The organism is Pseudomonas lurida (assembly GCF_013522705.1).
GTDB lineage: Bacteria > Pseudomonadota > Gammaproteobacteria > Pseudomonadales > Pseudomonadaceae > Aquipseudomonas > Aquipseudomonas quebecensis.
Map to the genome: position 1 here is coordinate 195,823 of NZ_JAAMRE010000002.1, position 23,242 is coordinate 219,064.

The 23,242-nt window shown below is 61.6% G+C and carries 25 protein-coding genes and 1 other RNA gene; 12 read left to right on the forward strand and 14 right to left on the reverse strand.

Features of this window, described 5'->3' with window-relative positions; genetic code table 11:
• Positions 1 to 141: 141 nt before the first annotated feature.
• Complete coding sequence (locus G7025_RS02560; RefSeq protein WP_034101391.1) at positions 142 to 558, forward strand: flagellar basal body-associated FliL family protein; 417 nt, start codon at positions 142 to 144, stop codon at positions 556 to 558.
• 19 nt (positions 559 to 577) lie between these two features.
• Here the strand turns inward: G7025_RS02560 and G7025_RS02565 are convergent, their stop codons facing one another.
• The 4 genes from G7025_RS02565 to G7025_RS02580 all read right to left on the reverse strand — a co-directional run bounded on the left by G7025_RS02565 (position 578) and on the right by G7025_RS02580 (position 5,963).
• Positions 578 to 1,696 (reverse strand): ABC transporter permease, encoded by a 1,119-nt coding sequence (locus tag G7025_RS02565; RefSeq protein ID WP_181076392.1) that lies wholly within the window; start codon positions 1,694 to 1,696, stop codon positions 578 to 580.
• Positions 1,696 to 4,413: a ribosome-associated ATPase/putative transporter RbbA gene (gene rbbA, locus G7025_RS02570; RefSeq protein WP_181076394.1), complete on the reverse strand. Its 2,718-nt coding sequence runs from the start codon at positions 4,411 to 4,413 to the stop codon at positions 1,696 to 1,698. The genes G7025_RS02565 and rbbA overlap by 1 nt, the downstream gene beginning before the upstream one ends.
• Positions 4,410 to 5,375: an HlyD family secretion protein gene (locus G7025_RS02575; protein ID WP_181076395.1), complete on the reverse strand. Its 966-nt coding sequence runs from the start codon at positions 5,373 to 5,375 to the stop codon at positions 4,410 to 4,412. Before G7025_RS02575 ends, rbbA begins: the two co-directional genes overlap by 4 nt.
• 138 nt (positions 5,376 to 5,513) lie before the next feature.
• Positions 5,514 to 5,963, reverse strand: a complete 450-nt coding sequence (locus G7025_RS02580) for an EVE domain-containing protein (RefSeq protein WP_181076397.1) — start codon at positions 5,961 to 5,963, stop codon at positions 5,514 to 5,516.
• A 195-nt stretch (positions 5,964 to 6,158) separates the two neighbouring features.
• Between G7025_RS02580 and G7025_RS02585 the strand changes: the two genes are divergently transcribed.
• A complete protein-coding gene (locus tag G7025_RS02585; RefSeq protein ID WP_181076398.1) occupies positions 6,159 to 6,305 on the forward strand; it encodes a hypothetical protein in 147 nt (48 codons plus the stop codon).
• A 7-nt stretch (positions 6,306 to 6,312) separates the two neighbouring features.
• On the opposite strand, the gene G7025_RS02590 is transcribed toward G7025_RS02585, so the two are convergent.
• The 4 genes from G7025_RS02590 to G7025_RS02605 form a co-directional block, all read right to left on the reverse strand.
• Positions 6,313 to 6,942, reverse strand: a complete 630-nt coding sequence (locus G7025_RS02590) for a 5-formyltetrahydrofolate cyclo-ligase (protein ID WP_181076581.1) — start codon at positions 6,940 to 6,942, stop codon at positions 6,313 to 6,315.
• A gap of 58 nt (positions 6,943 to 7,000) precedes the next feature.
• Positions 7,001 to 7,179, reverse strand: a non-coding RNA gene (ssrS, locus tag G7025_RS02595) — 6S RNA.
• Positions 7,180 to 7,209: 30 nt separating this feature from the next.
• A complete protein-coding gene (locus G7025_RS02600) occupies positions 7,210 to 7,527 on the reverse strand; it encodes a cell division protein ZapA (protein ID WP_181076399.1) in 318 nt (105 codons plus the stop codon).
• Positions 7,524 to 7,733 (reverse strand): TIGR02449 family protein, encoded by a 210-nt coding sequence (locus G7025_RS02605; RefSeq protein WP_007982902.1) that lies wholly within the window; start codon positions 7,731 to 7,733, stop codon positions 7,524 to 7,526. Before G7025_RS02605 ends, G7025_RS02600 begins: the two co-directional genes overlap by 4 nt.
• A gap of 137 nt (positions 7,734 to 7,870) precedes the next feature.
• On the opposite strand from G7025_RS02605, the gene G7025_RS02610 reads away from it, so the two are divergent.
• The 9 genes from G7025_RS02610 (at position 7,871) to gcvH (ending at position 17,213) form a co-directional block, all read left to right on the forward strand.
• Positions 7,871 to 8,428 (forward strand): YecA/YgfB family protein, encoded by a 558-nt coding sequence (locus tag G7025_RS02610; protein WP_181076400.1) that lies wholly within the window; start codon positions 7,871 to 7,873, stop codon positions 8,426 to 8,428.
• Positions 8,429 to 8,448: 20 nt separating this feature from the next.
• Entirely contained in the window at positions 8,449 to 9,771 is a 1,323-nt protein-coding gene (pepP, locus tag G7025_RS02615; protein ID WP_181076401.1) for a Xaa-Pro aminopeptidase, read from the forward strand.
• Positions 9,768 to 10,955, forward strand: a complete 1,188-nt coding sequence (ubiH, locus tag G7025_RS02620) for a 2-octaprenyl-6-methoxyphenyl hydroxylase (protein WP_181076402.1) — start codon at positions 9,768 to 9,770, stop codon at positions 10,953 to 10,955. The genes pepP and ubiH overlap by 4 nt, the downstream gene beginning before the upstream one ends.
• Complete coding sequence (locus tag G7025_RS02625) at positions 10,948 to 11,433, forward strand: DUF4442 domain-containing protein (RefSeq protein ID WP_181076403.1); 486 nt, start codon at positions 10,948 to 10,950, stop codon at positions 11,431 to 11,433. Before ubiH ends, G7025_RS02625 begins: the two co-directional genes overlap by 8 nt.
• A 9-nt stretch (positions 11,434 to 11,442) precedes the next feature.
• Complete coding sequence (locus G7025_RS02630) at positions 11,443 to 12,660, forward strand: 2-octaprenyl-3-methyl-6-methoxy-1,4-benzoquinol hydroxylase (protein WP_181076583.1); 1,218 nt, start codon at positions 11,443 to 11,445, stop codon at positions 12,658 to 12,660.
• A gap of 93 nt (positions 12,661 to 12,753) precedes the next feature.
• Positions 12,754 to 13,758 (forward strand): extracellular solute-binding protein, encoded by a 1,005-nt coding sequence (locus tag G7025_RS02635; RefSeq protein WP_181076405.1) that lies wholly within the window; start codon positions 12,754 to 12,756, stop codon positions 13,756 to 13,758.
• A 164-nt stretch (positions 13,759 to 13,922) separates the two neighbouring features.
• On the forward strand, positions 13,923 to 15,539 hold the full coding sequence (locus tag G7025_RS02640) for an ABC transporter permease (protein ID WP_181076406.1): 1,617 nt from the start codon (positions 13,923 to 13,925) through the stop codon (positions 15,537 to 15,539).
• A 156-nt stretch (positions 15,540 to 15,695) separates the two neighbouring features.
• Positions 15,696 to 16,778 (forward strand): glycine cleavage system aminomethyltransferase GcvT, encoded by a 1,083-nt coding sequence (gcvT, locus tag G7025_RS02645; RefSeq protein WP_181076408.1) that lies wholly within the window; start codon positions 15,696 to 15,698, stop codon positions 16,776 to 16,778.
• A gap of 51 nt (positions 16,779 to 16,829) precedes the next feature.
• Positions 16,830 to 17,213: a glycine cleavage system protein GcvH gene (gene gcvH, locus G7025_RS02650; RefSeq protein ID WP_181076409.1), complete on the forward strand. Its 384-nt coding sequence runs from the start codon at positions 16,830 to 16,832 to the stop codon at positions 17,211 to 17,213.
• Positions 17,214 to 17,268: 55 nt separating this feature from the next.
• On the opposite strand, the gene G7025_RS02655 is transcribed toward gcvH, so the two are convergent.
• From G7025_RS02655 to G7025_RS02680, 6 genes are all read right to left on the reverse strand, one after another.
• A complete protein-coding gene (locus G7025_RS02655; RefSeq protein WP_181076410.1) occupies positions 17,269 to 18,411 on the reverse strand; it encodes a DegT/DnrJ/EryC1/StrS family aminotransferase in 1,143 nt (380 codons plus the stop codon).
• A 162-nt stretch (positions 18,412 to 18,573) separates the two neighbouring features.
• The gene (locus G7025_RS02660; protein WP_003176799.1) at positions 18,574 to 18,888 is read right to left on the reverse strand and encodes a DUF2388 domain-containing protein; all 315 of its coding nucleotides are present in this window, start codon (positions 18,886 to 18,888) and stop codon (positions 18,574 to 18,576) included.
• Positions 18,889 to 18,957: 69 nt separating this feature from the next.
• Positions 18,958 to 19,404, reverse strand: coding sequence for an NfeD family protein (locus tag G7025_RS02665; RefSeq protein WP_181076411.1), 447 nt, complete (start codon positions 19,402 to 19,404; stop codon positions 18,958 to 18,960).
• A gap of 10 nt (positions 19,405 to 19,414) precedes the next feature.
• The gene (locus tag G7025_RS02670) at positions 19,415 to 20,335 is read right to left on the reverse strand and encodes an SPFH domain-containing protein (protein WP_181076412.1); all 921 of its coding nucleotides are present in this window, start codon (positions 20,333 to 20,335) and stop codon (positions 19,415 to 19,417) included.
• 92 nt (positions 20,336 to 20,427) lie between these two features.
• Positions 20,428 to 22,092, reverse strand: a complete 1,665-nt coding sequence (locus G7025_RS02675; RefSeq protein WP_181076413.1) for a GspE/PulE family protein — start codon at positions 22,090 to 22,092, stop codon at positions 20,428 to 20,430.
• Between the two features lie 82 nt (positions 22,093 to 22,174).
• On the reverse strand, positions 22,175 to 22,513 hold the full coding sequence (locus G7025_RS02680; RefSeq protein ID WP_181076414.1) for a hypothetical protein: 339 nt from the start codon (positions 22,511 to 22,513) through the stop codon (positions 22,175 to 22,177).
• 126 nt (positions 22,514 to 22,639) lie between these two features.
• Between G7025_RS02680 and G7025_RS02685 the strand changes: the two genes are divergently transcribed.
• Positions 22,640 to 23,110, forward strand: coding sequence for an Lrp/AsnC family transcriptional regulator (locus G7025_RS02685; RefSeq protein WP_181076415.1), 471 nt, complete (start codon positions 22,640 to 22,642; stop codon positions 23,108 to 23,110).
• Positions 23,111 to 23,242 lie beyond the last annotated feature (132 nt).

A 23,242-nucleotide genomic window follows, 5' to 3' on the forward strand; every position in this document is an offset into this window, starting at 1 on the left:
TCCTTTTGGCGTCGTGGCCGATAAGTGTAGGAGGGCAGGCCCCTGGGTCAACAAGCATGCCCCGGCCTGATAAGTCGCCATAAGCTTGTGCTCAGCCTTGCTAGCGTTATGCTACCGGGCACCGAATGTGAGGAATGAATTGTGAAAGCGCGGATTCTGTTGATGCTGGCCTTGATCCTGCCGATGGCGGTACAGGCCGAAGAAGCCAAGGAAGGCAAAGAAGGCGAGGCGCCGAAGGTCAGCTATATCAGCCTGAGCCCGCCGTTCGTGGGTAACTATGGCCTGGATGGCACGGCAAAACTCAAAGTGTTCAAGGCCGACATCGCCCTGCGCGTGACCGGTACCGAAGCGGCCGCCGCCGTTAAGGCCAACGATGCCTTGATCCGCAACCAACTGGTGGCGCTGTTCACACAGCAGACCAACGAGGCGATGAGCACCGTTGAGGGTAAGGAAAAACTGCGCCAGGAAGCCTTGAAGCAAACTCAGCAAGTGATGAACGATGAGACCGGCAAGCCGATGGTCGAAGACCTGTTGTTCAACAACCTGATCATCCAGTAAGCACACCAGGTGCGCGGTTTCAGGACGCCAGGCTCTTCCTGAATCGCGCCAGCGCCACGGCGAAAAACAGCAGGCCGATCGCGGTCAACGCCAGCAAATCCGGCCACACCACGCCCACACCCGCGTCGCGGAACAGAATCGCCGCGCTCAGGCTCACAAAATGCGTCGACGGCGAGCCCTGCATCACCCACTGCAGCCACTCGGGCATGCTGTCCAGGGGCGTGCTGCCGCCGGACAGCAACAGCATGGGGATAATCACCGGAATCGCCAGCAACCCGAATTGCGGGGTCGAGCGGGCGAGGGTGGCGAGGAAAATTCCCAGGGCGGTACTGGCGAACAGGTACAACGCCGTCACCAATAGAAATAATCCCAGCGAGCCGGCCAGCGGTACGCCCAGCAAGCCTTTGACCACCACTTCCAGTGATACCCAGGTACACAACACCACCACCAGCATGTTGCTCCAGATTTTTGCCAGCATGATTTCCAGCGCAGTCAGCGGCAGCACCAGCAAATGGTCAAGCGTGCCGTGCTCGCGCTCGCGCAGCAGGGCGGTGCCGGTCAGCACGATGGCGAGGATGGTGATGTTGTTGACGATCTGGATCACCGCCAGGAACCAGCCGCCTTCCAGGTTAGTGTTGAACAGCGAGCGAGTGGTCAGCCGCGCCGGTGTCTGTGCGGCGGCATCGGCCTGGCCGCTGTAGCTCAGCAACTCGCGCTGGAAAATCCGGCCAATGTAACCGGCGCCCATGAACGCCTGGCTCATGGCCGTCGCGTCCACGTTGACCTGCACGCTGGGTTGGCGCCCGGCCAGCAGGTCGGCCTGGAAATTGGCCGGCACATTGATCACGAAGGTGTACTCGCCGCTGTCCATGGCTTGGTCCAGCAGGTTGTAGGGCAACGCCGCCGGCGCCTGGAACTCCGGCGGTTGCAGGGCCTCGCCGAGTTGCCGGGACAGGGCGCTATGGTCCTCATCCACCAGCGCCACGCTAGCGTTATGCACACCAATCACCGAACCGGCGGCGGGCATGTAAATGGCCACGGTGAAGGCGTAAAACAGAAACAGCAGCAGTACGCTGTCGTGGCGCAGGCTGGTGAGTTCTTTCAGGCCCAGGCGCAGGATATGCGCAAACTTATGCATCAGACCTCCTGCTTCTTGAGCATCACCAGGCTCAGCCCGGTGAACCCGACAAAAAACCCGAACAGCGCCAGGCACTGCGGCCACAGCTGGCGCAGGTCCAGAGCCTTGGTAAAGGTGCCCACCGCAATATCCAAAAAGTGCCCGGCCGGAAACAGCATGCCCATCAGCGCTGCGGCGCCTTCCAGGGATGAGCGCGGCACGATCAGCCCGGAGAACTGGATGGTCGGCAGGCTGGTGATGATCATCGTGCCGAGGATCGCCGCGATCTGGGTGCGCGTGAACGCTGAAATCAGCAGGCCCATGCTGGTGGTGGCCAGCACATACAGTAGCCCACCGAATGCCAATGCCAGGCCGCTGCCCTTGAATGGCACGCCAAACAGCCAGCGATTCATTGCCACCAGCAGGGCCAGGTTGACCAGGCTCACGAGCAGGTATGGCGCTTGTTTGCCCAGCAGGAATTCCAGGCGGGTCAGCGGCGTGGCGTAAAAGTTGGTGATTGAGCCCAGCTCCTTTTCACGCACGATGCCCAACGCGGTGAGCATGGCCGGGATAAACGCCAGGATCAGCGCCATCACCCCAGGGCCGATGGCATTTACGCTGACCACGTCCTGGTTATAGCGGAAACGGGTTTCGAGTTTGGCGGCGGCTTGCGGGCTGCGCGGCAGGCTGCTCAATTCGGCCAATTGCTGAAGGTTGCCCAGGTGTACGGCTTCCACATAGTTACGGCTGGTTTCCGCGCGAAACGGCATGCCGCCATCGAGCCAGGCGGCCACCGTGGGCTGGCGCCCGGCGTACAGGTCGCGGCCAAAGCCCGGCGGGATCTCCAATGCCAGTTTGATTTCCGAGCGTTGCAGGCGCCGGTGCAGTTCATCCGCATCCTGAATGGGCGGCCGTTCGGCGAAATAGCGCGAGCTGCGAAACGCTTCCAGATAGGCGCGGCTTTGCGCGGTCTGGTCCTGGTCGTAGACAGCGAACGCCAGCTTTTCCACATCCAGCGAAATCCCGTAGCCAAAGATCACCATCATGAACATCGCCCCGAGCAGCGCGAAGGCCATGCGCACTTTGTCGCGCAACAGTTCTTTGCCTTCACGGCTGGCCACGGCCAACAGGCGCGCCAGGCTGAAACCGCGCTTGCCCTGCAGCGGTGCGCTGGCTTCGCTGACGGTTTGGCTCGGCGCGACGGGTTCGGCTTGACCTTGGGCCTGCTCCAGGCACGTGACGAACGCGGCCTCCAGGGTATCTCCTTTAAATTGTTGCTGCAGCGCGTGCGGCGTGTCGCAGGCCAGCACCTTGCCGGCGTGCATCAGTGAGATGCGGTCGCAGCGCTGGGCTTCGTTCATGAAGTGGGTGGACAGGAAAATCGTCACCCCTTGCTCGCGGGACAGCTCGATCAGCAACCGCCAGAAATCGTCCCGGGCGGCCGGGTCGACGCCGGAGGTCGGCTCATCGAGGATCAACACTTCCGGGCGATGCAGTACCGCGACCGCCAGGGACAGGCGCTGGCGCAGGCCCAGCGGCAGCTCGCCAGACGGCTGTTCGGCAACGTTGGTCAGCTCAAAGCGCTGGATCAGCTCGTCGATGCGCGGGCCGCTGTCGGCCTTGGGCAAGTCGAACAATTGCGCATGCAGCGCCAGGTTCTGGCGCACGCTGAGTTCGCCATACAGCGAAAAACTCTGGGACATGAACCCCACGCGCTTGCGGGTGGCCAGGTCTTTGGCGTCCACCGTCTTGCCCAGCAGCGTCGCGCTGCCTTCCGTGGCCGGCATCAGCCCGGTGAGGACCTTCATGGTGGTGGTCTTGCCGCAGCCGTTGGAGCCCAGGAAGCCGAAGATCTCCCCACGGCCGATCGCGAAGCTGACCTTGTTCACTGCAGTGAAGTCGCCAAAGCGCAGGGTCAGGTCGTGGGCCTCGATGGCGATGTCGGTGCTGGTGCTTTCCCTCGGAGGGATCACCAGCGGCGCTTTGTCGTGAGCGCCGTCGCCCTGGAAGTGGGTGAACGCCTCATCCAGTTTGCCGCTGGGGGTGGCGGCGGCGAGGTCACGACTCAAGCCATTGGCGATCAGCGTGCCGCGATCGAGCATCAGGCAGTGTTCGAATTGCTCGGCTTCTTCCATGTAGGCGGTGGCGACCAGCAAGGTCAGTTGCGAGCGTTCGCGGCGCACCGTTTCGACCAGCTCCCAGAAGCGTCGGCGCGACAGCGGGTCGACACCCGTGGTGGGCTCGTCGAGGATCAGCAGGTCGGGCTCGTGGATCAGCGCGCAGCACAGGCCGAGCTTTTGTTTCATCCCCCCGGACAGCTTGCCGGCGGGGCGCTCGGCGAAGCGTTCAAGGTCGGTGGCCAGCAGCAGGCTGTGCATGCGCCGATCACACTCGGTTTTCGACAAGCCGAACAGCGTGGCAAAGAAGCGTATGTTTTCGCGGATCGACAGCTCGGGGTACAGGTTGCCGCCCAGGCCCTGGGGCATGAAGGCGATGCGCGGGTACAGGCTATTGCGATGGCGGCGGTCGGTGATTGCACCGCCGAGGACCTCGAGCTGGCCGGCCTGCAGCTTCTTGACCCCGGCGATCAGGCCCAGCAGGCTGGATTTGCCCGCACCGTCCGGGCCGATCAGCCCGCAACGCGTGCCGGCGGGCAGGCTGAACGCAATGTCGACCAGCGCCTGTTGCTGGCCGTAGCGGTGGTTGATCCCCGTGGCGTGCAGCGCCAGGCCGGTCATTGCAGGTTGGCCGGCCAGTCTATGTCGGCCGTGCGCACGTAACCGGCGCCCGGCATGCCGGGCTTGGCCTGCGGCACGGCGCTGGGTTGGGTCAGGCGCAGCTTGACGCGAAACACCAGTTTTTGCCGCTCATCGCGGGTTTCCACTTCTTTGGGGGTGAATTGCGATTTGGCCGCGACAAACGTGATTTTCGCCGGCAGCGCCTGCTGGAGCAGGGCATCGAGCAGGATGCGGGCGTCACTGCCGACTGTCAGGCGACCGGCCACCGAGGCGGGCAAGTACAGGTTCATGTATTGATCCTCGGGATCGATCAGCAGCAACACGCGGCCGCCGGCACCGAGCACTTCGCCGGGCTCGGCCAGGCGCAGTTGGATGATGCCGTCGATAGGCGCGCGCAGGCTGCTGTCATCGATTTCGCTGGTGAGCTGAGCCACTTGCGCCTGGGCAGCGCCAATGGCGGCCTTGGCCGAATTGACCTGCGCCAGCGCGGCGACCACCGCTGCATTGCCGGTGTTGTGCCGCGCCTGCTGCTGATCGATCAGTTGGCTGCTGGCGAAGCCGCGCTTGTACAGCTCCTGGGTGCGCTTGAGTTCCTGGTTGGCCAGCAGTTGTTCGCTCTGGCGCAGTTGCACGTTGGCTTCAGCGGCGGCGAGGTTTTCCCTGGCGCGCACCACTTCGGCTTCGGCCTGGGCACGCTGGGCCTCCAGGGTGCGGGTGTCCATGCGCGCCAGCAATTGACCCTTGAGCACCTTGTCGCCTTCGTCCACCCGCACATCGGCCAGGCGCCCAGGGATTTTCGCGGCGATCTGCACTTCGGTGGATTCCAGACGACCGTTGCCCATGCTCAGACCGTCGGGCAACCGGTCCTGGGTGGATTTCCAATAACCGAACCCGCCGGCGGCGACCAGCAATGCGATCAGAAGGGTGGCAAACAGCTGAGAAGTGCGAGGGTTCGTCGACATGGAAGCATCCTGCTGCGTTAGCGTCCTAGTTTGACGGTATCGCCGCTGCGGGCGTTGATACCGGTCAAATGAAGGGCAAGCCTAACGTGGTTGCGGCGAAGATGCTTGCGGCGTGAGCGTGACCGTAGGGTTCTGTGCCTAGCGCAGCGCCAGTACGGCGGCCCATTGCTCGGCGGTGACCGGCATTACCGAGAGCCGGCTGCCTTTTTGCACCAGAGGCAGTTCGGCGAGCGCTGTCTGCTGTTTCAGGTAACCCAGGCCCAGTAGTTTGGGGAAGGTCTGGACATGAGCGACGGTGATCGCGCTCCACGGATTTTTTTCCGGGCTGGCTTTGGCGTCGAAGTAATGGCTGTCGGGTTCCAGTGCGGTCGGGTCCGGGTAGGCGGCCTCGATGATTTTACCGATGCCGGCAATGCCCGGTTCGGGGCAACTGGAGTGGTAAAAGAAGAACTCATCGCCCACCGCCATAGCGCGCAGGAAATTGCGCGCCTGGTAGTTGCGCACGCCGTCCCAGCGAGCTTCGCCGAGCTTTTCCAGGCCTTTGATGGAGAGTTCATCGGGTTCGGATTTCATCAGCCAGTAGGCCATTCTTGGGCTCCTCAAACAGGCATTGGGCAAGTTGTCGGGCAATTACCGGACAAACCGACAGTCGGTTGGCGTCAAGGTTTGCGTGTTGGTTCACGTTAACGCAAAATGCCGGGATTTTAAGCTTGACGCCGCTGCAACGGACTACTTTGGAACGTTGTTGTCATCGTGTACGAGGTGCCTGAAGGGGGGCAATCGATGCAACGTAAACCGGATTTACTATGGATATTGGTTATTTTGTTTGGTCTGGGCGTCGTGACCACCGGGTATGCGCAGAGCTTGTGGTCGACCAAGACCGATGCGCCGGTTGAATTGTCACCTGTGCAACAACAGTACAAGCGTTAATCTGGCTTCAAGGCGTCGCTGATTCCAGCGACGCTTCCGCGATATACCACTGCTTATCCGTCACCGTGCCAGCCATCGGCACATCCCAACTTGCCTGCGCCAAGCGATCAACCCTCTGACATTCATGGGCCAGACCCAGCAAGGTCGGCTTGCGCCAATGCTGGCGTCGGGCAAGATAAGCGAGGCTGCGGTCATAGAAGCCTCCCCCCATGCCCAGGCGGCCACCTTCATCATCAAACCCCACCAGCGGCATCAGTACCAGGTCCAGCGCCCACAGCTTGCGTTGCTGGCGGATATTGACCCGTGGCTCCAGGATGCGAAAGCGATTAGGCAGCAGCTTTTCTCCAGGCCGCACGCGCTGGAACACCATCTTCGTACGCGGCCACGCACTGAGCACCGGCAGGTAAGTGGCTTTGCCCCGGCGCTGGGCGGCGCGCAGCAGCAGGCGCGGATCGATTTCACCGTCCGTCGGTAGATACAAGGAAATATGTCTGGACCGGCGAAACAGCGGATGCTGTGCCAGTTGCCGATACAGGCCCTGTGCGGCCTCGCGTTGCTTGCTCGGCGTCAGGGCGCGGCGGGCTTTGCGCAACAGGCGTCGAAGTTGCGGGCGGGAAAGCGGCGCAGGTTCGGTCATGGCTGTTCGGCTCATAAAACAATGCCAGTCCTGGGACTGGCATTGAGTTTGGGAATTCAGGCTCCCCGACAGAGCCGCTGTCGACTTAGCCCTTGAACCCGAAAGTTCAAGGTGGAAGAAGCAGTAGGCTTTAAGGCTTTCCGTCTAGCGGACATGCACACCAGCCCAACGTGCAACTTCCAGGGTAGTGCGAATCGGCTCAGGGACATCGCCGACTGGCAAACACGCCAGGGAGTGGGGCGAGTATACCTTAAACAGACGCGGCAATCAGCCCTTGGGTGCATCCGAGTCGCTGGAGAGCGCCAGGTCCACGCGTTCGAGCAGGTCGCGCACCTGCTCGCGTGTCGAGCCGCTGGCCTGTACATCCGGGCGTTCCTGCTTATGCAGCAGGTCATGGGTGATGTTCAGCGCGGCCATTACGGCGATACGGTCGGCGCCGATGACTTTGCCGCTGCTGCGGATTTCACGCATCTTGCCATCCAGGTAGCGGGCGGCGCTCACCAGGTTGTTGCGCTCTTCCTGGGGGCAGATGATCGAATATTCTTTGTCGAGGATCTGCACGGTGACGCTATTGCTTGAACTCATGAGTCTTGCTCCAGGGCCTTCAGGCGCGAAATCATCGATTCGACCTTACGCCGGGCGATTTCGTTTTTTTCAATGAGGTGAGCGCGTTCCTCGCGCCAGGTCTTTTCCTGAGCTAATAGGAGTCCGTTTTGACTCTTAAGTTGCTCGACCCGAGTAATTAGCAGCTCAAGTCTGGCCATCAGCGCTTGCAGGTCGGTGTCTTCCATTGGGTTCCACTGGATTTGTCTGATGAATGGCGACTGCAGGATAAACGATCTGACGCCCTTGATAGTCGGGTGCGTCTGCCGGTGCTAGGATACAGCGCTTCATTCTAGACATCGCGCCGCCTGGCGCCTAGCTCATCATGCCCACTAAGAACTCCCCGTACGACGCTTTTTCCACTCTGCTGAACGCCAGCGGTCACCCTTGCTCCCCCGCCGAGCTCCACGGCGTACTGCTGGGTCGTAGCTGCACCGGTGTTGGTTTCGACGCCGACAACTGGCTCGCCGATGTGGCCGAGCTGCTGGAAAAAGAGCCCGAAGACAACGTGCGCAATGCGCTGATCGGCCTGCAGGAAATGGTCAAGGGCGAGCTGACCGGTGATGACATCACCGTGGTTCTGCTGCTGCCGACCGACGACGCGCCGCTCACCGAGCGCGCCGCCGCGCTGGGCCAATGGTGCCAGGGCTTCCTCCATGGTTTCGGCGTGAACGCCGGCGGCCTGGAGCTGAGCACCGACGCCAAGGAAGTGCTGCAGGACCTGGCCGCCATCTCCCAAGTGCAAGACGCGCTGGAAGAGTCCGAAGACGGCGAAGGCGATTACATGGAAGTCATGGAATACCTGCGCGTCGCGCCGCTGCTGCTGTTCACCGAGACCCGAAAATCCGCTGAACCTGCCGCGCCCAAGCCGTCGCTGCACTGAGAAAGGACACCCATCTGCCCATGATCCATATCCCCAAAGCGGAATACACCCGACGCCGCAAGGCGCTCATGGCGCAGATGGAACCCAACAGCATCGCGATCCTGCCGGCCGCTGCCGTGGCGATCCGCAACCGTGATGTGGAGCATGTGTACCGCCAGGACAGCGACTTCCAATACCTGAGTGGTTTTCCCGAACCCGAAGCGGTGATCGTGCTGATGCCCGGTCGCCAGCATGGCGAGTACGTGCTGTTCTGCCGCGAACGCAATGCCGAACGTGAGCTGTGGGATGGCCTGCGCGCCGGCACCGAAGGCGCAATCCGTGAGTTCGGTGCCGACGATGCCTTCCCGATTACCGACATCGACGACATCCTGCCCGGCCTCATTGAAGGTCGCGACCGCGTGTACTCGGCCATGGGCAGCAATGCCGAATTCGACCGGCATTTGATGGAGTGGATCAACGTGATCCGCTCCAAGGCCCACCTGGGCGCGCAGCCTCCGAACGAATTCGTTGCCCTGGATCATTTGCTCCACGACATGCGTCTGTATAAATCGGCGGCGGAACTGAAGGTGATGCGCGAAGCCGCGCGGATTTCCTGCGCCGCCCATGTGCGGGCGATGCAGGCCAGCCGCGCCGGCCTGTACGAATTCAGCCTGGAGGCCGAGCTGGACTACGAATTCCGCAGGGGGGGCGCGAAAATGCCGGCCTACGGGTCCATCGTCGCCGCCGGGCGCAACAGCTGCATCCTGCACTACCAGCAGAATGACGCACCGCTCAAGGACGGCGATCTGGTGTTGATCGACGCCGGTTGTGAAATCGACTGCTACGCCAGCGACATCACGCGCACCTGGCCGGTCAATGGTCGGTTTTCGCCGGAGCAGAAGGCAATTTACGAAATCGTTCTGGCTTCCCAGGAGGCGGCGTTTGCGCAGATCGCCCCCAACAAGCACTGGAACCAGGCCCATGAGGCCACCGTGCAGGTCATCACCGCCGGGCTGGTAAAGCTGGGGCTGTTGCAGGGCGAAGTCGACGAGTTGATCGCCAGCGAAGCTTATAAAGCGTTTTACATGCACCGCGCCGGGCACTGGCTGGGCATGGATGTGCACGATGTAGGCGAGTACAAAGTAGGCGGTGAGTGGCGCGTGCTGGAAGTCGGCATGGCGCTGACCGTGGAACCGGGGATTTATATTTCGCCGGACAACCAGAACGTGGCAAAGAAATGGCGTGGCATTGGCGTGCGCATCGAGGACGACGTGGTAGTGACCAAGCAAGGCTGTGAAATCCTGACCGGCGGCGTGCCCAAGACTGTCGCCGACATCGAAGCGTTGATGGCGGCTGCCCGATGAGCCGGGTCAGCCTGGCGATTATCGGCGGCGGCCTGGTGGGCGCCAGCCTGGCGCTGGCGTTGCAGGCCGGGGCCAAGGCGCGCGGTTGGAAGATCGTGCTGATCGAACCGTTCGCTCCCGGCGACAGCTACCAGCCCAGCTACGACGCGCGCTCCTCGGCGCTGTCGTTTGGCGCCCGGCAGATCTACCAGCGGCTGGGCCTGTGGCAGGCCATCGCTCGTCGCGCCGAGCCGATCAAGCAGATTCACGTCTCCGACCGCGGGCGTTTTTCCACCGCGCGCTTGTCCGCCATGGAAGAAGGTGTGCCGGCCCTTGGCTATGTGGTGGAAAACGCCTGGCTGGGCCAATGCCTGTGGCAAGGGCTGGACAGCGACGTGGTGAGCTGGCGTTGCCCGGCGCATGTCACGCGCATGACGCCACTGCCCGACGGCTATCGCCTGACCCTCGACGATGAAACCGAGTTGGCGTGCGACCTGGCGATCCTGGCCGATGGCGGCCGTTCCGGTTTGCGCGAACAACTGGGCATCGGCGTGAAAACCCGACCGTATAACCAGAGTGCGCTGATCGCCAACATCACCCCGAGTGAAGCTCACAACGGCGAAGCCTTCGAACGCTTCACCGATGATGGCCCGATGGCCTTGCTGCCGCTGCCGGACAACCGCTGTGCACTGGTGTGGACGCGCGTCGGGATGGACGCCCAGCGCCTGGCCGATCTCGACGAACGCAGTTTCCTCAGCGAACTGCAGAGCGTGTTCGGCTATCGCCTGGGCACCCTCAAGCAAGTCGGTGCGCGACATTTGTATCCGCTGACATTGGTGGAAGCCGAAGAGCAAGTGCGCTCTCACCTGGCCATCATCGGCAATGCCGCCCACAGCCTGCACCCGATTGCCGGGCAGGGTTTCAACCTGTCCCTGCGTGACGCGCACGCCTTGGCCGAAGCCTTGCTGGCCGGGCCGGCGGTGCCGGGAGATCTGGCAACGTTGCAAGCCTACCGTGACCGCCAGCGCATGGATCAGACGCTCACCGTGGGCTTTTCCGACCAGGTCACGCGGCTGTTTGGCAGTGCACAACCGTTAGTGGCGATGGGTCGCAACATGGGGCTGTTGGGCCTGGATCTGTTGCCACCGGCCAAGCGCTGGTTCGCCCGGCAGGCCATGGGCCTGGGCACGCGCCCCGATGCGTAAGTGGCTGATAGAGCGCCTGGGCAAGGCGCGCCTGTTGCGCTGGATCATGACGGTGTACCCGCCGTACCTGGGCGCGGGTATCAGCGTGCAGCACATGAGCGCCGACTTTCGGCACGTCAAAGTGCGCATGGGCCTGGGCTGGTACAACCGCAACTACGTAGGGACGCAGTTCGGCGGCAGCCTGTATTCGATGGTCGATCCGTTCTACATGCTGATGCTCATGGAGAACCTGGGGCGCGATTACATTGTCTGGGACAAGGCCGCCAGCATCGACTTCATCTCGCCGGGCAAAGGCCCGGTGTATGCCGAATTTTTTATCGACGACACCCTGCTCGATGAGGTGCGCCGTCAGACCGAAGGGGGCGAGAAATATCTGCCTCATCTTAAGGTCCAGATTCATGACGGCTCCGGCACCCTGGTGGCGCGGGTCGACAAAACCCTTTATGTGCGGCGCAAGCCGCCAGTGAGACAGGCTTAAAGCATGGACATGCGCGCAGATGTGCTGATTGTCGGGGCCGGAATGGTCGGAAGCGCCCTGGCGCTGGCGTTGCAGGGCAGCGGCCTGCAGGTGCTGTTGCTCGATGGCAGCCCGTTGAGTGTCAAGCCGTTCGACCGTGACGCGGCCTTCGAACCTCGTGTAAGCGCGTTGTCCGCCGCCAGCCAGCGCATCCTCGAACGACTGGGCGTGTGGGACGGCATCGTCTCACGTCGCGCCAGCCCCTATGGCCAGATGCAGGTGTGGGACGGCAGCGGCACCGGGCAGATCCACTTCTCTGCGGCCAGTGTGCATGCCGAGGCGCTCGGGCATATCGTCGAGAACCGCGTGGTTCAGGACGCCTTGCTCGACCGCCTGCATGACTGCGACCTGGGCCTGTTGGCCAATGCGCGGCTCGAACAGATGCGTCGCTCCGGCGATGAGTGGCTGCTGACCCTGGCCGACGGCCGCAAGCTGCGTGCACCGCTGGTGGTGGCGGCCGACGGCGCCAATTCCGCCGTGCGCCGCCTCACCGGTACCGCCACTCGTGAGTGGGATTACCTGCACCACGCTATCGTCACCAGTGTGCGCAGCACCCAGCCGCACCAGCGTACGGCCTGGCAGCGCTTCACCGATACCGGGCCCTTGGCATTCTTGCCGCTGGAGCGCGACGGCCAGCAGGATTGGTGTTCGATTGTCTGGTCGACCACTCCGACTGAAGCCGAACGCTTGATGGCGTTGGATGAAGACAGCTTCTGCCGCGAACTGGAGCGAGCATTCGAGGGGCGCCTGGGCACCGTGGTGAGCGCTGACCCGCGCGTCTGCGTGCCATTGCGTCAGCGGCATGCCAAACGTTACGTGGCCGAAGGCCTGGCGCTGATAGGCGACGCCGCCCACGTCATCCACCCACTGGCCGGTCAGGGCGTGAACCTGGGCTTTCTCGATGCGGCGGTACTGGCCGAGGTGCTGCTGGCGGCCACCGAGCGCGGTGAGCGCCTGGCGGACCAGAAAGTACTGAGCCGCTACGAGCGGCGCCGCATGCCGCATAACCTGGCGTTGATGGCGTCGATGGAGGGCTTCGAGCGGCTGTTCCAGGCCGACCCATTGCCGCTGCGCTGGTTGCGCAATGCGGGCCTGAAAATGGTCGACCGGCTGCCGCAGGCCAAGGCGTTGTTCGTGCGCCAGGCCCTCGGCTTGAGCGGGGATTTGCCGGAGTTGGCCAGGCCCTGACGGGGCGTGCAACATCTGGTAACGCCTCTACCGAGCGCCGGCAAATGTGAGTCCTTATCATTTGCGATCCTTCGTTCATGAGAGACCGCACCTATGTTGGCATCCAAACGCCTTCTGACTGCCCTGGCACTCACCCTGTTCGGCAGCTGCGCCGTGCAGGCTGCCGACGAAGTGGTGGTCTACTCCTCGCGCATCGACGAACTGATCAAGCCAGTGTTCGATGCCTACACCCAGAAGACCGGCGTGAAGGTCAAGTTCATCACCGACAAGGAAGCCCCGCTGATGCAGCGCATCAAGGCCGAGGGCGACAACGCCACCGCCGACCTGCTGCTCACCGTCGACGCCGGTAACCTCTGGCAAGCCGAGCAAATGGGCATCCTGCAACCGTTCACCTCTGCGGTGATCGACAAGAACATCCCCCTTCAATACCGCTCATCGGCCCATGCCTGGACCGGCTTGAGCCTGCGCGCGCGGACCATCGCCTACTCCACCGACCGGGTCAAACCCTCCGACCTGACCACCTATGAAGCCCTGGCCGACAAGCAGTGGGAAGGCCGCCTGTGCCTGCGCACGGCGAAAAAGGTCTACAACCAATCGCTGACCGCTACCCTGATCGAAACCCACGGCGCGGCCAGGACCGAAGAAATCATCAAGGGCTGGGTCAATAACCTTTCCACCGACGTGTTCTCCGATGACATTGCGGTACTGGAAGCTATCAACGCCGGCCAGTGCGATGTGGGCATCGTCAACACCTACTACTACGGCCGGCTGCACAAAAAGAAGCCGGACCTGCCGGTAAAGCTGTTCTGGCCCAACCAGGGCGACCGTGGTGTTCACGTGAATCTGTCGGGCATCGGCCTGACCAAATACGCGCCACACCCGGAAGCCGCCAAGGCCCTGGTGGAGTGGATGACCACCCCAGAAGCGCAGAAGATCTTCGCTGATGTGAACCAGGAGTTCCCGGCCAACCCCGCAGTGCCGCCGTCGGCCGAAGTGGCGACCTGGGGCAAGTTCGTCGCGGATACCCTGCCGGTGGAGGTCGCGGGCAAGCGTCAGGCAGAGGCCATTCGGTTGATGGATCGCGCCGGCTGGAACTAAGTACAATTTGTAGGACGCCGCAGATCTAACTGTGGGAGGGGGCTTGCCCCCGATGTCAGAGTGTCAGTCTACTGATCAGTGACTGATCCGCTGCCATCGGGGGCAAGCCCCCTCCCACATTGGGTTGCGGTGATTTCAAGATATTCATTACCGAGAACCCACCTTTGGCCCACCCTGCCCAACGTCGCTGGTACCTGCCGGTCTTCACCGTTGCCGCCCTGGTGCTGCTGCCGCTGAGCGTGCTGGTGTTGTCCTGGCAAAGTATCGACGCGCAAATCTGGTCCCATCTCTGGGACACCCAGATGCCCCGTCTGCTGGGCAATACCCTGACGTTGGTGCTGGGTGTCGGCGTGGGCGTAACGCTGCTGGGCGTCAGCCTGGCCTGGCTGACCAGCCTCTGTGAGTTCCCTGGCCGGCGCTGGCTCGACTGGGCGTTGATGCTGCCCTTCGCCATCCCGGCGTACGTGCTGGCCTTCGTGTTCGTCGGCCTGCTGGACTTTTCCGGCCCCGTGCAGACGCTGCTGCGCGAGTGGTTCGGTATGGGGTTGCGCCTGCCACGGGTGCGTTCGACCGGTGGCGTGATTGTCGTGTTGGTGCTGGTGTTCTATCCCTACGTCTACCTGCTGGCACGTACGGCGTTCCTGTCCCAGGGCAAGGGCTTGATGGAAGCCGCACGGGTGCTGGGCCAGTCGCCCTGGCAAGCGTTCTGGCGCGTAGCCCTTCCCATGGCGCGCCCGGCGATCGGTGCAGGTGTGGCCTTGGCATTGATGGAGACCCTGGCGGATTTCGGTGCTGTCTCGGTGTTCAACTTCGATACTTTCACCACGGCCATCTACAAGACCTGGTACGGCTTTTTCAGCCTGTCCAGCGCAGCCCAGTTGGCGAGCCTGTTGCTGCTGGTGGTGATGCTGGTGCTTTACGGCGAGCGCCGTGCGCGAGGCGCGAGCCGCCCCGGCAACGAGCGACCGCGAGGTAAGGCGTTGTATCACCTGCGTGGGTTCAAGGCGGCGGCCGCGAGCGCGTGGTGCGGCCTGGTGTTCGCCTGCGCCTTTGTGATTCCGGTACTGCAACTGGTGGCCTGGTTCTGGCAGCGCGGCCGCTTCGACCTCGATGAGCGCTACGCCGGCTTGATCGTTCACACTCTGTATCTCGGCGGTATCGCGGCGTTGATCACCGTAGCCGTGGCATTAGTGCTCGCTTTCGCCAACCGCCTGTCGCCGACCCGAGCGATTCGCTCCGGGATCGGCCTGGCCAATGTTGGCTATGCCTTGCCGGGATCGGTGCTGGCAGTGTCGATCATGTTGGCGTTCAGCTACCTGGACCGCGAACTGGTGGTGCCGCTGTCGGGCTGGCTGGGCGGCGCGGGCAAGCCGCTGCTGCTGGGCAGCCTGCTGGCGTTGGTGTTGGCGTATCTGGTGCGATTCCTGGCGGTCGCGTATGGGCCGCTGGAAAACAGTCTAGGGCAAATCCGCCCATCTTTGCCGGAGGCCGCCCGCAGTCTGGGCGTGAGCGGTCCGCGACTGTTTTGCAAAGTGTATCTGCCTCTGTTGCTTCCCGGCGCCTTGAGCGCGGCGCTGCTGGTGTTTGTCGATGTGCTCAAGGAAATGCCCGCCACCCTGCTGATGCGCCCGTTCGGCTGGGATACGTTGGCGGTGCGGATCTTTGAAATGACCAGCGAAGGGGAGTGGGCGCGCGCCTCCCTGCCGGCATTGACGCTGGTACTGGTGGGGTTGCTGCCGGTCATCGGGCTGATCCGACGCTCGGCGCGACAAATCGGTTAGGTGCCAGTCCTACGGCTTGCGGCTACAATGCGCGGCATTCGGTGCGGTCCATCCTTCGGATCGGCGCGCTTAGCGTGACTGCAGTCCTTGTCATTCAAGGCTTCCAGCGCGTTTGGCAACGCTGCGCACCTTCGCCAAGCCCGGAAGGAGAAACCCATGGGACAGCGTACGCCTCTGTATGACCTGCATCTCGCCCTCGGCGCGAAAATGGTCGATTTTGGCGGTTGGGATATGCCTTTGCATTACGGCTCGCAAGTTGAAGAACACCATCAGGTGCGACGCGACTGCGGGGTGTTCGATGTATCTCATATGACCGTGATCGATGTCACAGGCCCCGAGGCCAAGGAATGGCTCCAGCATCTGCTGGCCAATGACGTCGATCGTTTGCATGGCTGCGGCCGTGCGTTGTACAGCGCCATGCTCAATGAGCAGGGCGGGGTGGTGGACGACATGATCGTCTACCGCACCCAGGCCGGTTACCGGCTGGTGGTCAACGCCGCCACCCGCGACCAGGACATGGCCTGGATGCAGGCACAACTGGGTAACTATCAGGCGCACCTCAATGAGCGCCCGGAACTGGCGATGTTGGCCATCCAGGGCCCCAATGCGCGCCACAAGATTGCAGAGTTGGTAACCCAGTCGCGCGGCACCCTGATCCATCAACTCATGCCTTTTGAAGGCCAGGCCGACGGCGATTGGTTTATCGCTCGCACTGGGTATACCGGCGAAGACGGCCTGGAAATTGTCCTGCCTGCCGATCAGGCGCCGGGTTTTTTCAACGACCTGGTGGGCGCCGGTATTTCACCTATCGGTCTGGGCGCTCGGGACACCCTGCGTCTGGAGGCTGGCATGAACCTGTACGGCCAGGATATCCACCAAAATGTTTCGCCCCTGGCGGCCAACATGGCCTGGAGCATCGCCTGGGAGCCTGCCGAGCGCGATTTCATCGGCCGTACTGCGCTGCAAGCAGAGCTGGCGGCGGGTGTGCAGTCCAAACTGGTGGGGCTGGTGCTGGAGGAACGTGGGGTTTTACGCGCTCATCAGGTGGTTCGTATCGCCAATGTTGGCGAAGGGGAGATCACCAGTGGTAGTTTCTCTCCTACGCTGAGCAAATCCATTGCCCTGGCGCGTGTACCGGCGGCGACTGCCGATCGGGCCGAAGTGGAAATCCGCGGCAAGTGGTACCCGGTTCGAGTGGTCAAACCGACCTTCGTGCGTCATGGCAAAACCTTGATCTAACTATTCCGGCGGGCTAATGGCCGCTGACATTTCTTCTTGAGGACACAGACAATGAGCAATATCCCAGCCGACCTGCGTTTTGCCGAAAGTCATGAATGGGCCCGTCTGGAAGCTGACGGTACTGTTACCGTCGGGATTTCCGATCATGCCCAGGAAGCGTTGGGAGATGTGGTGTTTGTTGAGTTGGCTGAGGTCGGCGCCACGTTCGGGGCAGGAGACCAGGCTGGGGTGGTTGAGTCTGTGAAAGCGGCTTCGGATATCTACGCCCCGATTGCAGGTGAAGTAATCGCCGTCAATGAGGAATTGAGCGGTAGCCCTGAACTGCTGAACTCTGACCCATACGGTGCCTGGATCTTCAAGCTCAAGCCAAGCAGCGCGGCTGAGTTGGACAAGCTGCTGGATGCTGCCGGCTACAAAGCCGCCATCGGGGAATAAACGCGAGGCCCATGTGGGAGCGGGCTTGCTCCCTCCCACATTGAACCGCAAGTGTTCAGCTCGCCGTCAACACTGCTTTTACCGCCGCCACCGACCGCTCCACATCCGCCTCCGTCATCGCCGTGAACATCGGCAGCGACACGATCAAGCGCCCGACCTTTTCCGCCACCGGGAACATGCCTTCCTTGAATCCCTGCGCCCGATACAGGCTCAGCAGGTGGATCGGCGGGTAGTGGTAGCCAATGCCGACGCCCAGAGCCTGCATTTTTTCCATGAACGTGGCGCGGGCGGGCAAACCGTCCTGGCGTTCTGGCAGTACGAGTTGGAACAGGTGCCAGTTGCTGTTTTCGAAGTCGGCCGGCGGCAGTTGAGCGCCGTACTTTTCTTCGAAGTCACTGCCAAAACAGTTGAAGTAGTGACGCGCAAGATTCTGGCGATGGGCAGTGATCTGCTCGATATGAGCGAATTGTCCCAGCCCAATGGCGGCGGCAATGTCAGTCATATTGAATTTACCGCCCAGCACGTCCACGTCCAGGCCGTCGAAGCCAGTACGCGTAACGCCTTGCAGGCGGTATTTTTCGGCCAGACGCGCCTCTTCGGCATTGTTCAACACCAGGCAACCGCCCTCGGAAGAGGTGATGTTCTTGTTTGCCTGGAAACTGAACGACACGAAATCCCCGGTGGCGCCAATGCGCTCGCCGTCCCAGCTGGAACCCAACGCCTGGGCGGCGTCTTCGACGATGCGCAGGTTGTACTTGTTGGCCAGTGCGTAAAGCATCGGCATGTCCAGCGGCAGGCCGGCCAGGTAGACAGGAATGATCGCCTTGGTGCGTGGGGTGATGGCGGCTTCCACTTGGGCCAGGTCGATATTACGGGTGACAGGGTCTATATCGGCAAACACCGGTGTGGCGCCGACTTCCAGAATAACGTTGGCCGTGGCGACCCAGGAGATCGGCGTGGTGATAACTTCATCGCCCGGCCCGATGCCGGCGATGCGCAAGGCAATCTCCATGGTGCAGGTGCCGGAGTTGAACGTGCGCACCGGTCGGCCGCCAAAGTATTCCGACAGCTGCGCCTCGAACGCCTGCACCTTCGGCCCGCTGGTGATCCAGCCCGAGCGCAGGACGTCGCCTACCGCCGAGATGGTGGCCTCATCGATGGTGGGCTTGGAAAACGGCAGGAAAGGCTGTTGGCTCATGACGATGATGGCATCCGTTCAAATTGGCGATGGTGGTGAGGCTTGTCAGCACGGGCATGGTGGCACGGCTCGACTGAATATAGCCTGTCGCCTGTGAATGAATCGTCACCGTGCGGGCAAAAAAATGCCGCTTCAAAAGCGGCATTTTTCAGCGAGAGGCTATTACTCGGTGACGGCATTCTTCGCGAGGATGGCGTTGGCCAGTTCCATATCCGTGGCTTGCAGGCCTGGGTTGTCGGCGCGGACTTTCTGCATTGCGGCTTCCAGATACGGGCCACGGATACCGCCGTCGCTCGCAACAAAGCTACCAGCATCGTCTTGCGCGGCGACCACCAGCTTGTGATCCTTGAAGGTCAGGTACGTCGAGCCGGTGGTAGCACCTGAGGAGATGACGTTGCGCCAGAAACTGTCGGCCATGGCTGAACCGACAGGGAGGGAAAGCACAGCGAGGGTTGCGACAGCATATTTGAGACGCATGATGGGTGACTCCGGGTGGGTGATCTGTACGTTTGGATCGTAATTTATCCAAACGAGTTCCGTCACTGACTAAACAGTTTCAACCTTCAACACCACGCCTTCCTGGGCAATCACGCGCACTTGAGTGCCTACAGGGCAATCGGGGCCGCTCACCATCCACACGCCATCCCCGACTTTCACCTTGCCTCGTCCATCCACAATCGCCTGGTGTACCACGAACGTGCGACCGACCAGTTCTGAGCCGCGCTCATTCAATCCCGGTTGGTCGCTGGCCTTGGCGCTGCTGCGTTGGCGTTTCCACCAGTAAACAGCGGTCAATATCGACAACACGGCAAACAGCAGCAATTGCCATTCCAGGCCCAGCGGCGGAATCAAAAACTTGATTACGCCCACGGCAGCCGCTGCGATGCCCATCCACAACAGGTACCCGCCGGCGCCGAAAACTTCAAGAATCAACAGCACTGTGCCCAAAGCCAGCCAATCCCAAAACGACAGGTGCAGCAGGAAATCCCACATGGCGATGGCCTCAGCCCTTTTTGTTATCGAACGTTGCTTTGACGATCTCGCCGATGCCGCCGACCGCACCGATCACCTGGCTGGCTTCAAGTGGCATCAGGATGACTTTGCTGTTGTTGGCCGAGGCCAGTTTGCCCAGGGCGTCGATGTACTTTTGCGCGACGAAGTAGTTGACCGCCTGCACGTTGCCCGAGGCGATGGCCTCCGACACCACTTGGGTTGCCCGTGCTTCCGCTTCGGCCTGACGTTCGCGGGCTTCGGATTCAAGGAATGCCGCTTGCCGGCTACCTTCGGCTTCCAGGATCTGGGCCTGCTTTTTACCTTCTGCGGTGAGGATCGCCGATGCTCGCAACCCTTCGGCCTCAAGAATTTGCGCGCGCTTGATCCGCTCGGCTTTCATCTGGCCGGACATCGCGGCCATCAGGTCGGCAGGCGGGCTGATGTCCTTGATTTCGATGCGGGTGATCTTGATGCCCCAGGGCGCGGTGGCTTCGTCCACGGTCTTCAGCAGTTTTTCATTGATGCCGTCGCGTTGGCTGAGCATGGCGTCGAGTTCCATCGAGCCGAGTACGGTACGGATATTGGTTTGCAGCAGGTTACGAATGGCATGTTCGAGGTTGTTGACCTCGTAAGCCGCCTGGGCCGTATTGACCACCTGGAAAAAGCACAGGGCATCGATCTGCACGGTGGCGTTGTCGGCGGTGATGACTTCCTGCGGCGGGATATCCAGCACGCTCTCCATCACGTTGATCTTGCGGCCGATGCGATCCATGACCGGAATGATGATATTCAGGCCGGGCTTGAGAGTATTGGTATAGCGACCGAAACGCTCGACTGTCCATTGATAGCCCTGGGGCACGACCTTGAAGCCCATGAACAGAATGGCGATGGCCAATCCTACAAAAAGCAGCAGTACGGTTCCGATTTGCATGGCGATTCCCTATCTGATGATGTCAGTGGCGCGACTTACGGCCGATTGTAACGGGGTTGTCACCGATAAGAACGGTTTCCCGGCGTTACCCATTAGGGATTTGTTACTGAATCTGCTGGCGTTACCCGCAGCACCTCAGCCAGCGTTGTGTGGCCGCTCATGACCTTCTGCATGCCAGCCATGCGCAAGCTGCACATTCCTTGCCCTATCGCTGCACGGCGCAGCGCCAGCACGTCGGCTTCGGGGGTAATAAGCGTTTTGAGCGATTCATCCAGCACCATGATCTCGTAGATCCCGGCGCGCCCGTGGTAGCCGCTGTGGCGGCAGTCCGCACACCCCACGGCTTCATGGCGGTCATGTTCCACGCGCTTGCACTGGGGGCATAACACCCGTACCAGGCGCTGCGCCATCGCCCCAAGCAAGGTGGCCTTGATCAAATAGTGTGCAACGCCCAACTCCTGCAGCCGGCTGATGGCGCTGGGCGCGTCGTTGGTGTGCAGGGTGGACAGCACAAGATGCCCGGTCAACGCGGCCTGGATGGCCATTTCCGCGGTTTCGTGGTCGCGGATCTCACCGATCATGATGATGTCCGGGTCCTGACGCAGCAAGGCGCGAATACCGCTGGCAAAGGTCAGGTCGATATTGTGCCGGACCTGCATCTGGTTGAACGCCGGCTCCACCATCTCGATCGGGTCTTCAACCGTGCACAGGTTGATTGCTCGGGTCGCCAGTTGTTTGAGCGTGGTGTAGAGGGTGCTGGTCTTGCCCGAGCCCGTAGGGCCCGTGACCAGGATGATCCCGCTGGTCTGGCGTGTCATGGCGTGCCAGCGCCGCTGGTCTTCATCCGATAGGCCCAACTGGTCAAAATCCTTGAGCAGCACCTGGGGATCGAAAATCCGCATCACCAGTTTTTCGCCGAAGGCCGTGGGCAAAGTCGACAGGCGCAGCTCGATTTCGGTACCCGCCGGGCTTTTGGTTTTTACCCGACCATCCTGGGGTTTACGTTTTTCCGCCACATTCATGCGGCCAAGGCTCTTGAGGCGGCTGACCACGGCCACCGCGACCTGTGGCGGGAATTGATAGACATCATGCAGCAGCCCGTCAATGCGAAAGCGTACCCGGCCCTGATCCCGACACGGCTCGATATGGATATCGCTGGCCCGCTGGGCAAAGGCGTACTGCAAAAGCCAATCGACGATCGTGACGATGTGCGCATCGTTGGCGTCCGGCTCCTGATCGCTGGCGCCGAGGTTGAGCAGATCGAAAGGGGCAGGCCCGATGACGTTTTGATCAGCCCTGCTCACCGACTTCGTCAGTCGATAGAACTCGCCTATATACCGTTGAATTGCCTGAGGGTTGGCGACAACGCGGGTAATCGAACGCTTGAGCACCTGTGCCAGCCCCGCCTCCCAACAAGTCACGTAGGGCTGCGCGCTGGCGACGGTGACCGTCAGCCCATCCATGGCCACGGCCAGGATGCCGTGGCGCTGGGCAAACGTATGGGACATCAGCGGCACGACTGTCGCGACATCGATCTTCAGTGGGTCGATGCGCAGATAGGCTTGCCCGGCCTGCTCGGCCAGCCACTGGGTCAAAAGCTCCAGGCCCGGGCCATGTTCCGCGATGCGTTCCAAGGGATGCTGGGCATTATCGTCTGGCAGCGCCGACAAGCGACGCGCGATATCGGGCGAGATCAGCCCTCGTTCGAGCAAGGCCGGCAGCAACGAATGCAGCTTCAATCGGTGATCAATAGCCATGAGGGGTTCCTGGGCAACCTTGGATGTTCTCCCAGGCTAGTCAGCCCCTGACTTTCTTCCCGCCCGCCTGTGTTGCAGGTTTTTACCCGGCAACCGCCACCTGTACGCCGGGGCCCGTGGCATCAATGGCCCATACATCCAGCGAACAGACGCTGATCAGGTTTCGAATCTTTTCACCGATCACCTGGGCCCGATGCCAGCTCAGGCCATCCAGCACGATCTCGATATTCAGCAGCTCTTTTTCTCGACTCACCGTGACCTGCGCCGGCGTCAGAAACTGCAGGGCATAGTAGTTGAGCACCCGGCACAACACATCGGGTTCAGCCTCGGCAACGATCTGGTAATGGGCGCGGCAGTGGGGGCTGTTGGCGGCCCATGCATCGACGCGGGTAAGCGAGGGGGTGGCTTCGATGGTGTGCATGCTCTCGCTCCAGATTCGACGCAGAAATTTTTACATGCGTTAACGGAGATTTCTTATCTAAGATACGGGTTACTGCCGACTATTAAGCGAGATCAATTCAAGAATGGCGGTGAATCAGGTATTTCTATGCAAAATGAACTGGATGTCTACGACCGACGCATTCTGGCGTTGCTGCAAGAGGACGCTTCGCTCTCCAGCGCGCAGATTGCCGAACAGGTGGGCTTGTCCCAGTCGCCGTGCTGGCGGCGCATTCAACGGCTTAAGGAGGAAGGAGTAATCCGCAGCCAGGTGACGTTGCTGGACCGCAAGAAAATCGGCCTTAACACGCAGATATTCGCCGAGGTCAAACTCAACGCCCACGGCCGCTCCAACTTCACTGAATTCACCGAGTCGATTCGCGGCTTTCCCGAAGTGCTGGAGTGTTACGTGCTGATGGGGGCGGTGGATTTCCTGCTGCGCATCGTGACGTCGGATATCGAGGCGTACGAGCGGTTTTTCTTCGAGAAGCTGTCGATGGTACCGGGGATCCAGGAGGTCAATTCGATTGTGGCGCTGTCTGAAATCAAATCGACCACCAGCCTGCCAGTATTGCGCTGACCGGCCTCGCCCTATCGAGGCAGAGGTATCCAGCGCTTACACCAGCAGGATCAAGATCGGCTGGTTTTGCATACTTGTGATGAGCAGGCTTGCCCAGCGCGAGGCAAGCCTGCTCACCACGGAGTTATTTTC